A 12,661-nucleotide genomic window follows, 5' to 3' on the forward strand; every position below is an offset into this window, starting at 1 on the left:
AACGGTGAGCGGTGCTGTGAGCCTGGAAACTGTCAGCCTGGAAAATCAGGCCTTCAGCGTGCGGTCCCACGGAAACAGCTTGCGTCCGAGGAACGCGAGCACGATGTCGGTGCCAAGCCCGATGATGCCGATCATCATGATCGCGGCATAGACGTTGTCGAAATGCTGGTAACGCGCCTGCTGCGTGATGTACCACGTGATGCCCGAACTCGTGCCCACGAGTTCCGCCACGATCAGATAAGTCCACGCCCAGCCGAGCAGAATGCGTTGATCGCGATACAGGTCCGGCAAAATGCCCGGCACCACCACATGCGTGAGCAGTTTCAGACGCGACGTGCCGAGCGTCATGGCCGCTTCGAGCAGGCCGAATTCGAGCTTGCGCGTGGTGTTCGCAATGATCAGCACCTGCTGGAACAGCGTGCCGATCACGATAATGGCGATCTTCGGCGCATCGTAAATGCCGAGCACGGCCACCATCAGCGCGCCGAATGCGGGCGCGGGCAAATAGCGGAAGAACTCGAAGAACGGTTCCTGCAAGCGCGCGAGCACGCTATACGTGCCGCACACGATGCCGACCGGCACGCCGATCAGCGAAGAGACGAGAAAGCCCCAGAAAATAATCTGGATGCTGTGCCACAAACTCTGATGCAGCCACACGCCGTCCGCCGAAGCGGGCGGCGTCGTGAACGCGGTGTAGAACGCGCGCAGCACTTCATGCGGCGCGGGCAGATACACGGGATTGGCGGGCACGCCCGTCGGCAGCGCCGTGTGTCCCTCGCGCGCGTGCGCGAGTTCGTCGGCGAAAATCGCCTTATCGACCCGCATGCCCGGCTGGAAATAGTCGACGCTGCCGGGCTGCGTAATCAACATCTGCGGATGCCAGACGAAAGGCGCGTAACTCACCACGCACCACACCAGCAGCGGCAGCAGAAACGAGCCGAGTCCCAACATCCATTTGCCGCGCGGCGTCAGCTCGCGGCGCACTGCAAACACTCCGGTCTGGCTGATCTCTGCCATGAATCTCTCCTGCTGGTGGGGCGGGTTGTCACGCGCCAATACGCTTGCGCTCTTATTTCAAGCGCTTATTTCAGCCGCTTATTTCAGGCTGCTCGTGAGCGACGGATCGACATAGGCGCTCACGTCCTGCGGCGCCTTGTAGACCTGATACTTCACGTTGAACGCATCGGCCGCGCGGCTCGAACCGTACAGCGACTTGAAGCCGTCGGCGTTCACATAAGCCTGTTGCGCTTCGGGCAGCGTGAGCAGCTTCGTGCCCTTGAGCAGAGGCAGATATTGCGCAGGCGTGAGGCCCACGCGCGCCGACATGATCTTCACGGCGTCGCCCTGCGTGGCCGGATCTTCGATGTAATGCACCACGCGATACCAGACCTTCGCGAGCTTCGCGTAGTCGGCCTTGTGCGCGGCGAGGCTCACCGGATTCACCGCCAGCACGTCGTAGATCAGGCCCGGTTCGTCGGCGGACGTGAACACCGGACGCGCGCCCGGCACCGCGCGCTGCGCTTCGCCCGCGTTCGGCTGCCAGGCCGCGATCGCCGCCACATCCGACGATGCGAGCACCTGCGGCGTCTCGGTCGTCTTCGCATTCACGAGCGTCACATCGCTCTCCTTCATGCCCGCGCGTTGCAGCGCGTCGAGCAGCAGCAGGTGATCGACCACGCCGAATTCCACGCCGATCTTCTTGCCCTTGAGGTCCTGAATCTTGCGCGCGGGCGGCTTCGCGATGACCATGTCGTTGCCGTTCGAATAATCGGTGATGAGCGCCATCACGTTCTTCGCGCCGTTCGCGCCCATCGTGAGCGCGTCGCCGTTGGTCACGAGCACCGCGTCGAGCTTGTTGGCCGCGAATGCATCCATCGACGCGGCGTAGTCGAACCAGTCGAACTTGACGTCGAGGCCCGCTTCCTTGAGCCAGCCCTTGTCGATCGCGACCTGCCAGGCGACCCAGCCCGGCCAGTCGCTATAGCCGATGCGCAGCGGCGCGGCGTTCGCGGCTTGCGCACCGGCGGCGAAAAGGCCCGCCGCGAGCGCGAGCCCCGACGCGATGCGTGCGAACGTGAAGTGCTTGGTCTTCATTGCGGTTCTCCAGGTGTAAAAAGTGCAGCGTGGGTTCGGTTGATGATGTCGTTGTCGGTGGAAACGAAGCGGGTTCAGGCCAGTTGCGCCGCGCTGCGTCGATACGCGCGCCAGCCGCCAAACGCGCTGATATCCTCCGCGCCGTCGAGCGCGAGACGCTCGCACAAAAAGCCCTGCACGAAGCCACCATTTGCGAGTTCGAGCGTGCCGATGCCGAGCGGCGACGGGATCAGCGCGACGAACGAACCGTAGTGCTCGACGGGCATCTCCCAGACTTCGACTTCGATTGCGTGGCCGTCTTGCGCCACGCGCACGAGGCCTGGCTTTTCGATGCCTTGTGAAGCGGCTTTCGGCAACGCATAAAGGCGATAGTGTTTCGATGTCGTGGTCGCGGCAACGAGCTTCGCGGCGCGCGACGTCAACTGTGCGTTCAACGGTTCGCCACTCAGATGCGCGCCGACCACGGCCACGCGCACCGTCGCAGGCGCAACCGACGTCACCGTGGCATTCGACGCCGCTTCGCCCAGCCACGCACGCGCGATATCGAGCAGCTTCGCGTCTTCGTGCGCGCGGCCGACGAAGGTGATGCCGAACGGTTTGCCCGCGTGCGCGCCGCTTTCGCAGCGCCCCGCCGGCACAGCCAGCGCGGAGAGATCGAGCAGATTCACGAAGTTCGTGTAATAGCCGAAGCGTGCATTCACGCCGATCGGATCGGCTTCGAGTTCCGCGACCGTGGAGGTGGTCGGCGAAGTCGGCGTGACGATGGCGTCGATCTCGGGCCACACGCGTTCGGCCTGCATACGCAGCGCAGCGAGCGTGTCCTGCGCGGCGAAGGCATCGGCGGCGCTCCAGCGTGCCGCGCCGCCGATGATCGCGCGTGTGACCGGATGCAGCGCGTCGGGATGCGCTTCGTAAAACGGACGAATCGCGGCGAGTCGCTCGGCAACGAACGGCCCTTCGTAAAGCAACCGCGCCGTCGCGAGAAACGGCTCGAAGTCGATCTCGACGAGTTGCGCGCCCGCTGCACGCAGCGCGTCGAGCGCCGCGTCGAACGCCTGCGCGTACGACGCATCGCCATAGAATTCGCGTTGCGACGCACGCGGCACGCCAAGGCGCAAGCCCTTAAACGCGGCGTGCGCGCCCGGATCGCCCTGCCACGCGCGCGCATACGGATCGTTCTGCGCCACGCCATGCGCGCTTGCGAACACGCGCTGCGCATCGTCGGCGGTATGCGCGAAGATCGACACGCAATCGAGCGATCGGCACGCGGGCACCACGCCCAGCGTGCTCAGCACGCCCTTGGTCGGCTTAAGCCCGACGAGACCATGAAACGCCGCCGGCACGCGGCCCGAACCGGCCGTGTCGGTGCCCAGCGAGAACGCGGCGAGGCCCATCGCCACCGAGACCGCCGAGCCCGAACTCGATCCGCCCGACGCATACTCGGGATCAAGCGCGTTGCGGCACGCGCCATACGGCGAGCGCTGCCCCGACAAGCCCGTGGCGAACTGATCGAGATTGGTCTTGCCGACCGGAATCGCGCCCGCCGCAATCAAACGCTCGACCACGGGTGCGCTTTTCTCCGGCAAGTAAGCGTAATCGGGACAGCCCGCCGTGGTCGGCACGCCCGCGAGATCGATGTTGTCCTTGATCGCGAACGGGATGCCGTAGAGCGGCAGCGTGGCCGGGTCCCGGCTCGCGAGCGCATCGGCGTAACGCATCATCTCGTCGCGCGTGAGGGCGCGAATCCAGATGCGATGCGGATCGTCGCCCGCCGTGTGCGCCGCGATGCGCTCGACGAGTTGCGCGGGCGTGAGGCTGCCGTCGAGATAACGCGCGCGCAACGCGGCGATCGTCATCGGCTGACCGGCGGCGTCCGGTGTCGTGGAAAGCAGATTCATTGGCATGCGGCCTCCTCGCCGCTCGGGCTCGTCGTCGTGCTGTCGGTTGTCGTTGCGCTCACGCGGATCGCCATCAAACGCTGGCCCGCCGTCACGGCGTCGCCTTCCTGGCAGGCGAGCGCTTCGATCACGCCGCTCGCGGGCGCGGCGACCGTCACTTCCATCTTCATCGATTCGAGGATCGCCACGTCCTGGCCTTCCTCCACGGCGTCGCCATGCGCGACCAGCAGCTTCCACACGCTGCCCGATACGTCCGCGCCAATCGCGCGGCAATCGTCGTCGAGTTCGGTTTGCGACTGCGCATTCGCGCCGCCTTCCGCGCCCGGCTCGCCGACGTATTCGGCCTGGCCCGCCTCGCGCCAGCGCTCGCGTTCCGCTTCGAACGCCGCTTGTTGCGTGGCTTTGAACGCGGCAATCGACGCGGCTTCGTCGCGCAGAAAACGCTCGTATTCGCCGAGGTCGAACACCGATTCCTCGATGTGCAGACTGCGCCGCCCCGCAATGAATTCGCTGCGCCACTGCGCGAGTTCGCTCTCGCTCACTTCGTAGAAGCGGATCTCGTCGAAGAAACGCAGCAGCCACGGTTTGCCCGCCTCGAATTCCTTCGTGGTGCGATAGCGATTCCACATCTGCACCGTGCGGCCGACGAACTGATAACCGCCGGGGCCTTCCATGCCGTACACGCACAGATACGCGCCGCCGATGCCGACCGCGTTTTCGGGCGTCCACGTACGCGCCGGGTTGTACTTCGTGGTGACGAGCCGATGACGCGGATCCACGGGCGTGGCGACCGGCGCGCCGAGATAGACGTCGCCGAGACCGAGCACGAGATAGCGCGCGTCGAACAAAATGCGCTTCACGTCGTCGATGCTGTTCAGCCCGTTGATGCGACGAATGAACTCGATATTGCTCGGGCACCACGGCGCATCGGGCCGCACGCTCTGCATATAGCGCTCGATGGCCACGCGCGTCGACGGGTCGTCCCACGAGAGCGGCAGATGCACGACGCGGTTCGGCACGCGCATTGCATCGACGGCGGGCAATTGCGTTTCCGCATGCTTGAGATGGTCGAGCAGCGCGTCGAGCGAGAGCGTGCCCGGATCGATATGCACCTGGAGCGAACGAATCCCCGGCGTGAGATCGACGATGCCGGGCAGGCGATGCTCAGCGAGCCAGTTCATCAGCGCGTGCACGCGAAAACGCAGCTTGAGGTCGAGCACGGGCGGCCCGTATTCGATCAGCAGATTGCGATCGCCCGAGCGGCGATAGACGACGTCGACTCCGCTTTCGCCGGTGCTTTCGCTGCGATGAAGCACACACTCGTGCGTCGCGTTCTCCTTCGCGGGCACGAAGCGCACCGTATCGCCGGGACGCAACTGGCCGAGCTTCCACAACTCGTCGCCCACCACCGTCACGGGACATACGAAGCCGCCGAGACTCGGGCCATCGGGACCGAGAATCACCGGCATGTCGCCCGTGAAATCGACCGCGCCGATCGCATAGGCGTTGTCGTGAATATTCGACGGATGCAGGCCCGCTTCGCCGCCGTCCGTGCGCGCCCATTGCGGCTTCGGCCCGATCAGGCGCACGCCCGTGCGGCTGGAGTTGTAATGCACAGTCCAGCGCGCGTCGTAGAGCATCGCGATGTCGTCGGGCGTGAGGAAATCGGGCGCGCCGTGCGGGCCGTCGAGCACCGCGAGTGCCCATTCGTGCGTGAGCGCGGGCACGTCGCCGGGCGGCAGCGTCGCGCCCGCCTCGCCCTTGCCCGCGCCCGGCGCGAGATGCAGCACATCGCCCTTGCGCAATGCGCGGCCCGCGTGGCCGCCGAACTGCCCGAGCGTAAACGTCGCCTTGCTGCCGAGATAATCGGGCACCTGCAGGCCGCCGCGCACCGCGAGGCACGCGCGCACGCCCGCGCCCGTCACGCCGCCAAGCTTGAGCACGCTGCCGGCGCGCGCGCGCACGACTTGCCAGAACGCCACGGGCGCGCCGTCGAGCGACGCCGCGAGCGGCGCGCCGCCGAGCACGAACAGCGTCTCGCAGTTAAAGCGCAGCGTGGCGCCGACCATCGTGAATTCGAGGCCCGCCGCGTCGGCCGCGTTGCCGAGCAATGCGTTCGCGAGCGTGAACGAACGGTCGTCCATCGGGCCCGAGGGCGGCACGCCCACGTCCCAGTAGCCCAGGCGTCCCGGCGTCTGCTGCACGGTCGTCTGCACGCCGCCGTCGAGCACGTCGACGGTGTGCGGCGCGAACACGAAGCGGCCGAGAAAACCCGTGGTCTGCTCGCCCGCCGCAAAGGTCGCCGATCCGACCACGGCGCGCAGATAGTCGAGATTGGTTTCGATGCCGTAGAGCTGCGTGCGGTCGAGCGCGTTCGCGAGCGTGGCGAGCGCCGCTTCGCGCGTATCGCCGCTGGCGATGAGTTTGGCGATCAGCGGATCGTAGAACGCGCTGACTTCCGTGCCCGCATCGACCCAGGTGTCCACGCGCACGTCGTCGGGAAAACTCACGTGCGTGAGCAGCCCCGAACTCGGCTGAAACTGGCGATTCGGATCTTCGGCGTAGATCCGCACCTGCACACTCGCGCCGCGCGGACCTCCGCTCAGCGACTGCGCGAGCGCGTCGAGCGGCGCGAGCGTGCCCTCCGCCTGACGAATCATCCACTCGACGAGATCCACGCCGTAGACCTGCTCGGTCACGCCGTGCTCCACCTGCAGTCGCGTATTCACTTCGAGGAAATAAAACGCGCGCGCGTGCGCGTCGAACACGAACTCCACCGTGCCCGCATTCGCGTACTGCACGGCGCGCGCGAGACGCACGGCGGTTTCATGCAGCGTGGTGCGCTCCGCCTCGCTCAAACCCGGCGCGGGCGTTTCCTCGATCACTTTCTGATTGCGGCGCTGCACCGAGCAGTCGCGTTCGCCGAGCGCGATCACGTCGCCCTTGCCATCGCCGAAAATCTGCACTTCGATATGGCGCGCGTGCTCGACGAATTTTTCGAGGTACACGCCCGCGTTCGCGAAGTTGCTCTGGCCGAGCCGCGCGACCGAGGCGAAGGCCGCTTCGAGTTGCGCGGCGTCGCGGCACAGCGACATGCCGATACCGCCGCCGCCCGCCGTGCTCTTGAGCATGACCGGATAGCCGAGCGAAGCCGCCGCATCGAGCGCGGCCTGGACGTCGGCCAGCAAGCCGGTGCCGGGCAGCAGCGCCACGCCATTCGCTTCGGCGATCTCGCGCGCCGTGTGCTTCAGGCCGAACGCCGTCATCTGCTCCGCGCGCGGGCCAATGAACGCAATGCCCGCGGCTTCGCAATCGCGCGCGAACGCGGCATTTTCCGAAAGAAATCCATAACCGGGATGCACGGCCTGTGCGCCGGTCTTGCGCGCCGCGTCGAGAATGGCCGCCGCGTTCAGATAGCTCTGCGCGACCGGCGCGGGCCCGATGCAGACCGCTTCGTCGGCGAGCATGACGTGCATCGCGTGACGATCCGCTTCCGAATACACCGCCACCGACGCGATGCCGAGCCGCTTGAGCGTGCGGATCACGCGGCACGCAATCTCGCCGCGATTGGCGATGAGGATCTTGTCGAACGCCATCACGCCTCCCACACGAGCAGGCGCACCGGCGTCGGGTTATAGCCGTTGCACGGATTGTTCAGTTGCGGACAGTTCGAAATCAGCACGGTCACGTCTTCTTCGGCGCGCACTTCCACGTATTTGCCGGGCGCGGAAATGCCGTCTTCGAACGTGAGTTTGCCGAGCGGCGTGACCGGCACGTTCATGAAGAAGTTGATGTTGCTGACCAGATCGCGCTTGCCCAGTTGCGAAGCCGCGCCGCACGAGCAATGCGCGAGCGCGTTCAGATAACTGTCGCGACAGCTGTGCATGTGGCGCTTGTCGAGCGCGTAACGCACGGTGTTGCTCTCGGCCGCGCACGCGCCGCCGAGCGTATCGTGACGCCCGCAGGTGTCGGCGACGATGGTGAGCATCGGGCGGCCGAGATTCGACATCAGCACGCTGCCCGCGCTCAGATACAGATTGCCCTGCGTGCGAATGGTGTCCTGCGCGCTATAGCGCTCGGCGGGATCGTCGCTGCGATAGAACAGCGTGTCGACGGCCTGATTGCCTTCGAGATCGACGATACGCAGCGTCTCGCCGCGCTTGATGTCGTAGAGCCACGGCTCGCCCGCGGGCAGCGTGAAGTCGTAACGGGCGGTGCGCGCGTCGAGCGCGCTTTCGATGATCGGCATGGCGGCTCCTCAGGCGAACAGGCGGTCGGTGTTGGTGAACGCGCGGCCGTTTTCGGCGCACGCGTTGCGGCACGGATCGTCGGCGGGCGCGGAGGACTCCGCGGGATAGGCGCGCCATGCAATCAGCTTCACCGGTTTCGGCATGTACTCGCGTTGCGGATCGAGCGGATGCGGCGCCGTGGAAAACGCCGCCAGCGTGTTCATCTCGAAGCGCAGATCGAGCGCAGCGCCCGCGCGCGAATGGCCGCTCACATAGCTGAGCGCGCCGTCGTCGCCCACGGCGACCTTGCTGAAGAAGTTCACGTTCGCCGCAAGATCGCGCGGCCCGAGGCCGTACTTCGCGAGTTCGAGCACGAGGCTGTCGCGGCCATTGCGGATCATCTCGTTGCGATGCGCCTGATAGCGGCGCTCGCCGTATTTGCGCGCGAACAGCGCCGCGTCGCCGACACCGCCGAGCGGATCGTGCCAGCCCAGCGTATCGCCCGTAATCGAGGCGACGACGCGGCCCATGTCGGTATGCAGTGCGTGGCCGCGCGTGAGGTGGGCCGTGTGCTGCGCCTTCAGCGTGTCGGCCATGTTGTAGCGTTCGAGCGGATCTTCCTGGCGATGAAACACGGCGGCGAGATTCGCGCCGCCTTCGATATCGACGATCCGCAGCGCGAGGCCGCGACGCAGAATGCCGGACCAGTGCGTGCCCGCGGGAATCACGGCTTCCCAAAGCGGCGCGGCGACCGGCGCGAGGTCGTTGAAATCGTCGAGTTCAGTGAGGAGGCTGGACGGCATGGAGGCTCCGGGTGGCGAAGGGAATAAGCGTGAGAGGGCGACCGAACGACATCGCGACCTCCCGGGCTTTTATCCCTCCGTGGAGCCTCATCGCCGCCTTGCGTGCAAGGTGGGAGACGAGACCGGATTGCTCTCGGACCAGGCATCGGCACACTCCACAAACTGCGCGCCGACCGGAACCCTAGCGATCCTAAGATGATGCAAATTGCTTCGCACCTCTCGCAGGCTGATGTAGCGAGATCCGTGCCAATGTTCTTGGCGTGGCGTGAAGTGCCTTATGCGGCGGCGCTTTTCAGGCGATTCGATCCGCGTGAAAACGCGTTGGGCGAATGGCGCGTTGCACCGCGAAGCGGCGCTCGCTTGCCCCAACATGGTGATCGGCGCGACGCCGATTTGCGCGCGGCACATTTTCTGTGCGGACGTTTTCTTTCTCTCCGCACGTTCAATGCGTTGATACGCGCATGACAAGGACGCTGCGCGATTGGCATGGCTGTTGCTCGCAGCACAGCGTTCAATCCGAATCATCCACGGGAATCCGCATGAGCCGAGCAACGCGATTTCGACAATTTCTCTACGCGCTCTTCGCGGCGCGCTTCATTGAGTTGCAACGCGCCGACGCGCGGCGTTAAATCCCATTTCTTCACGCGCGCGTTATTCAATCTGTTTTGCAGCTAGCGTTTCCCCGCACCGGACGCCTCGCGCGCGCGGTGTACGATGCGAATGAGCCGCATGTGCTGCGGCCTCGTTCGGGGAACGCGCCATGAAAGTGTCGTGGCAACGCCGCATCACCTTGTTCGTCCAGCGATTCTGGCAGCCGACCAGCGCGTGCATGACCTGCATGCCGGGCAGTTGGGCCAACGTCATGAGCCTCGCGCATTGGGCGATCGCCTTCAAGACCGGTCTGCTCACCGGCGTGCTGGCGCTGCTGCTCACCTTCACGCCGGCGGCCAGACTCTTCGCGAATCGATATGGCAACGCGCTGCTGGTCGGTTGCCTGACCACGATCGGCGACGCGTATTCGCACACGAGCCACTACCGCATTCCTGTTCTGGAGCACCTCGTCACGGGCGCGATCTCGGGGCTGTTCGCGCTCGCCGCATCGTATCTGTTCGAGGACCGCGCGCGCCGCATCCGCACGGTCTGGGTGCGTATCTTCGGATGATTCGATTCGCCCGGTTTCGATCAGATTGAATGCCATGCCCCGCGCTCACGCCGCACGCGGCGATGCAACGGGCGGCGAGCCGTCATGGAACAGACCCGCGAGTTGCGTGCGCAATTCCGGCGAATCGGCATGATGGTGAACAGTGACCGCGTGCTGCACGGCGGCTTCGAGCAGTTCCTGATCGGAATCCGCCGAGATGGCCACCGAGCAGTGCATTTCGCTGGGAAATTCCCGGCAATCTATATACTTGCGAGTCATGGCACGACTCCTCGTTAATCAATTAACTCCAGTCCGATGCATGCCTGCAAAACGCTGCGGTCATGCGACAAAATTATAGGTTCTCAGCATTCCAGTTGCTAAAATAAGCAGAAGACGACGCTGCGCACGCACTTAAAAACAAGCGCAGCGTGCGTTATCAAACGGACGCTTTACATTATTAGTCAGGTTATCTAATCAATCAGGCGGCGTGTCCGGCTACCTGAATTCAATCCGGCTGCGTTCACAAAACGCGCCCCGGCCGGACTGCGCGGCCTCGCCTCCTTCGTGCGCCTGCTGCCTTCCCGAAAGCACGGCATTTCCGGCTTTCCCTACGGGACGCACGCTGCGTCCCACTCACGACTCCTTCCGCATGCTTCGCCACGCGCCGCCGCTCGCACGCATTCGCCACGCCCGTCGCGCCATGCGGATTCGCGAACTGCCGAATGAGAGGTGTGCAATGTCCAGCTTGTCGAGCGATTCCATCGAAACATTCAAACGCGCGCTGCGCGGTCAGGTGCTGCAACCGGACGACGCGGGCTACGACGCAGCCCGCCAGCTCTGGAACGCGATGATCGACCGGCGTCCCGCCTTGATCGTGCGCTGCCAGGGTTGCGCCGACGTGCGCCAGGCCGTCGCGTTCGCGCGCGAGTCCGGGCTCGCGCTCGCCGTGCGCGGCGGCGCACACAACATCGCGGGTAGCGCGATGTGCGACGACGGCCTCGTGATCGACCTGTCGGCGATGAAATCGGTGCGCGTCGAGCCGGCCACGCGCCGCGCGTTTGTCGAGCCCGGCGCGACGCTCGCCGACTTCGACCACGAAGCGCAGGCCTTCGGCCTCGCCACGCCGCTCGGCATCAACTCCACCACGGGCGTGGCCGGACTCACGCTGGGCGGCGGCTTCGGCTGGCTGAGCCGTCGCTTCGGCATGACGGTCGACAATCTCGTGGCCGCCGACGTGGTGACCGCCGACGGCAATCTGCTGCGCGCGAGCGCCACCGAGCACCCCGACCTCTTCTGGGCGATTCGCGGCGGCGGCGGCAATTTCGGCGTGGTGACGATGTTCGAATTCGCGCTGCACGCCGTGGGACCGGAAGTCTATGGCGGACTGGTGGTGCTGCCCATCGCCGCCGCAAAGGAAGCGCTGCAACGCTACCGCGAAGCCGCCGTGGCGATGCCTCGCGATCTCACCGTCTGGAGCGTGCTGCGCTTCGCGCCGCCGCTGCCCTTCCTGCCCGAGGACGTGCACGGCAAGCCCGTGATCGTGTTCGCCATCTGCTATTCGGGGCCGCCCGAGAACGCGGCGGCGGCCGTCGAACCGGTCCGGCAATTCGGCACCGCGTGCGGCGAACATCTCGGGCCGATGCCCTATACGGCGTGGCAGCAGGCCTTCGATCCACTGCTGACACCCGGCGCGCGCAATTACTGGAAGTCGCACAATCTCGCGCAATTGCCGGACGGCCTCATCGATACGCTCACCGCCGCCATCGACACACTGCCTTCGCCGCAGTGCGAAATCTTTTTCGGCCAGATCGGCGGCGCCACCACGAGCGTGCCGCCGGACGCCACCGCGTATCCGAATCGCGACGCGCTCTTTGTGATGAACGTGCACGGCCGCTGGACCGAACCCGACGACGACGCCCGCTGCATCGGCTGGGCGCGCGACTTCTTCGAAGCTTCGGCGCCGTATGCGCTCGGCAGCGTCTACGTGAACTTCCTCACCGACGACGAACGCGCGCGCGTGAGCGACGCCTACGGGCCGAACATGGAACGGCTGATCGCCGTGAAAACGCGCTACGACCCGCACAACCTCTTCAACCGCAATCAGAACATCGCGCCTGCCGCCAACACCTGATGTGCGGATCGTTATCCACGTTCGCCGGGTTCGAACACACCTGGCAATCCTCAGGAGAATCGTCATGCTGACTTATGTGGTGCTCGCGCAATTCACCGATCAAGGCATCCGCACGGTCAAGAACAGTGCGCAGCGCGCCGGTCAGGCCGGCGAACTGGCCCGCACGTTCAAGTGCGAAATGAAGCAGATCTACTGGACGCTCGGCCAGTACGATCTGGTCACGATCGTGGAAGCCGAAGACGAAGCGGGCTTCATGGCGTTCGGTCTCGCGCTCGGCTCGGCGGGGAACATCCGCACGCAAACGTTGCGCGCGTTCGACAAGGACGCCTTCAGCGCGATGCTCGGCAAGCTCGGTTGAGCCGGGA

Annotated in this window: 11 protein-coding genes and 1 riboswitch; of the genes, 4 read left to right on the forward strand and 7 right to left on the reverse strand. The window is 65.4% G+C overall.

The genetic code is table 11. The annotated features are described in order from the left end of the window. Positions 1 to 45: 45 nt before the first annotated feature. From G5S35_RS26110 to G5S35_RS26135, 6 genes are all read right to left on the reverse strand, one after another. Positions 46 to 1,017: an ABC transporter permease gene (locus G5S35_RS26110; protein WP_065060858.1), complete on the reverse strand. Its 972-nt coding sequence runs from the start codon at positions 1,015 to 1,017 to the stop codon at positions 46 to 48. A 78-nt stretch (positions 1,018 to 1,095) separates the two neighbouring features. Then, positions 1,096 to 2,094, reverse strand: coding sequence for an ABC transporter substrate-binding protein (locus tag G5S35_RS26115; RefSeq protein WP_065060859.1), 999 nt, complete (start codon positions 2,092 to 2,094; stop codon positions 1,096 to 1,098). Between the two features lie 74 nt (positions 2,095 to 2,168). After that, positions 2,169 to 3,992, reverse strand: a complete 1,824-nt coding sequence (gene atzF / locus G5S35_RS26120) for an allophanate hydrolase (RefSeq protein ID WP_420874547.1) — start codon at positions 3,990 to 3,992, stop codon at positions 2,169 to 2,171. Then, entirely contained in the window at positions 3,989 to 7,588 is a 3,600-nt protein-coding gene (locus G5S35_RS26125; protein ID WP_183039934.1) for a 5-oxoprolinase/urea amidolyase family protein, read from the reverse strand. Before G5S35_RS26125 ends, atzF begins: the two co-directional genes overlap by 4 nt. Continuing rightward, a complete protein-coding gene (locus tag G5S35_RS26130) occupies positions 7,588 to 8,241 on the reverse strand; it encodes an urea amidolyase associated protein UAAP2 (RefSeq protein WP_065060862.1) in 654 nt (217 codons plus the stop codon). The genes G5S35_RS26125 and G5S35_RS26130 overlap by 1 nt, the downstream gene beginning before the upstream one ends. A gap of 9 nt (positions 8,242 to 8,250) precedes the next feature. Next, complete coding sequence (locus tag G5S35_RS26135) at positions 8,251 to 9,024, reverse strand: urea amidolyase associated protein UAAP1 (protein WP_176081238.1); 774 nt, start codon at positions 9,022 to 9,024, stop codon at positions 8,251 to 8,253. Positions 9,025 to 9,080: 56 nt separating this feature from the next. Beyond that, a riboswitch (guanidine-I (ykkC/yxkD leader) is annotated at positions 9,081 to 9,220 on the reverse strand. On the opposite strand from G5S35_RS26135, the gene G5S35_RS26140 reads away from it, so the two are divergent. Both G5S35_RS26140 and G5S35_RS26145 read left to right on the forward strand, forming a co-directional pair. Continuing rightward, positions 9,220 to 9,489 carry a hypothetical protein gene (locus tag G5S35_RS26140; protein WP_156773774.1) on the forward strand — a complete coding sequence of 90 codons (270 nt, stop codon included), beginning with the start codon at positions 9,220 to 9,222 and terminating at the stop codon, positions 9,487 to 9,489. It overlaps the preceding riboswitch by 1 nt. Before the next feature lie 295 nt (positions 9,490 to 9,784). Then, complete coding sequence (locus G5S35_RS26145) at positions 9,785 to 10,186, forward strand: hypothetical protein (RefSeq protein ID WP_065060863.1); 402 nt, start codon at positions 9,785 to 9,787, stop codon at positions 10,184 to 10,186. 45 nt (positions 10,187 to 10,231) lie between these two features. Here G5S35_RS26145 and G5S35_RS26150 read toward each other — a convergent pair whose 3' ends face one another. Continuing rightward, entirely contained in the window at positions 10,232 to 10,444 is a 213-nt protein-coding gene (locus tag G5S35_RS26150) for a DUF1059 domain-containing protein (protein WP_065060864.1), read from the reverse strand. Positions 10,445 to 10,901: 457 nt separating this feature from the next. On the opposite strand from G5S35_RS26150, the gene G5S35_RS26155 reads away from it, so the two are divergent. Next, positions 10,902 to 12,296 carry an FAD-binding oxidoreductase gene (locus G5S35_RS26155; RefSeq protein WP_065060865.1) on the forward strand — a complete coding sequence of 465 codons (1,395 nt, stop codon included), beginning with the start codon at positions 10,902 to 10,904 and terminating at the stop codon, positions 12,294 to 12,296. 64 nt (positions 12,297 to 12,360) lie between these two features. Beyond that, the gene (locus G5S35_RS26160; RefSeq protein WP_183039935.1) at positions 12,361 to 12,654 is read left to right on the forward strand and encodes a GYD domain-containing protein; all 294 of its coding nucleotides are present in this window, start codon (positions 12,361 to 12,363) and stop codon (positions 12,652 to 12,654) included. Positions 12,655 to 12,661: the final 7 nt, after the last annotated feature.

Source organism: Paraburkholderia tropica (assembly GCF_014171495.1).
In the GTDB taxonomy this organism is placed as follows: domain Bacteria; phylum Pseudomonadota; class Gammaproteobacteria; order Burkholderiales; family Burkholderiaceae; genus Paraburkholderia; species Paraburkholderia tropica.

Excerpts from the sequence above, each read along its gene's own strand:
- G5S35_RS26110 (WP_065060858.1), bottom strand. The coding sequence starts at position 1,017 with ATGGCAGAGATCAGCCAGACCGGAGTGTTTGCAGTGCGCCGCGAGCTG.
- G5S35_RS26115 (WP_065060859.1), bottom strand. The coding sequence starts at position 2,094 with ATGAAGACCAAGCACTTCACGTTCGCACGCATCGCGTCGGGGCTCGCG.
- atzF (WP_420874547.1), bottom strand. The coding sequence starts at position 3,992 with ATGAATCTGCTTTCCACGACACCGGACGCCGCCGGTCAGCCGATGACG.
- G5S35_RS26125 (WP_183039934.1), bottom strand. The coding sequence starts at position 7,588 with ATGGCGTTCGACAAGATCCTCATCGCCAATCGCGGCGAGATTGCGTGC.
- G5S35_RS26130 (WP_065060862.1), bottom strand. The coding sequence starts at position 8,241 with ATGCCGATCATCGAAAGCGCGCTCGACGCGCGCACCGCCCGTTACGAC.
- G5S35_RS26135 (WP_176081238.1), bottom strand. The coding sequence starts at position 9,024 with ATGCCGTCCAGCCTCCTCACTGAACTCGACGATTTCAACGACCTCGCG.
- G5S35_RS26140 (WP_156773774.1), top strand. The coding sequence starts at position 9,220 with ATGATGCAAATTGCTTCGCACCTCTCGCAGGCTGATGTAGCGAGATCC.
- G5S35_RS26145 (WP_065060863.1), top strand. The coding sequence starts at position 9,785 with ATGAAAGTGTCGTGGCAACGCCGCATCACCTTGTTCGTCCAGCGATTC.
- G5S35_RS26150 (WP_065060864.1), bottom strand. The coding sequence starts at position 10,444 with ATGACTCGCAAGTATATAGATTGCCGGGAATTTCCCAGCGAAATGCAC.
- G5S35_RS26155 (WP_065060865.1), top strand. The coding sequence starts at position 10,902 with ATGTCCAGCTTGTCGAGCGATTCCATCGAAACATTCAAACGCGCGCTG.
- G5S35_RS26160 (WP_183039935.1), top strand. The coding sequence starts at position 12,361 with ATGCTGACTTATGTGGTGCTCGCGCAATTCACCGATCAAGGCATCCGC.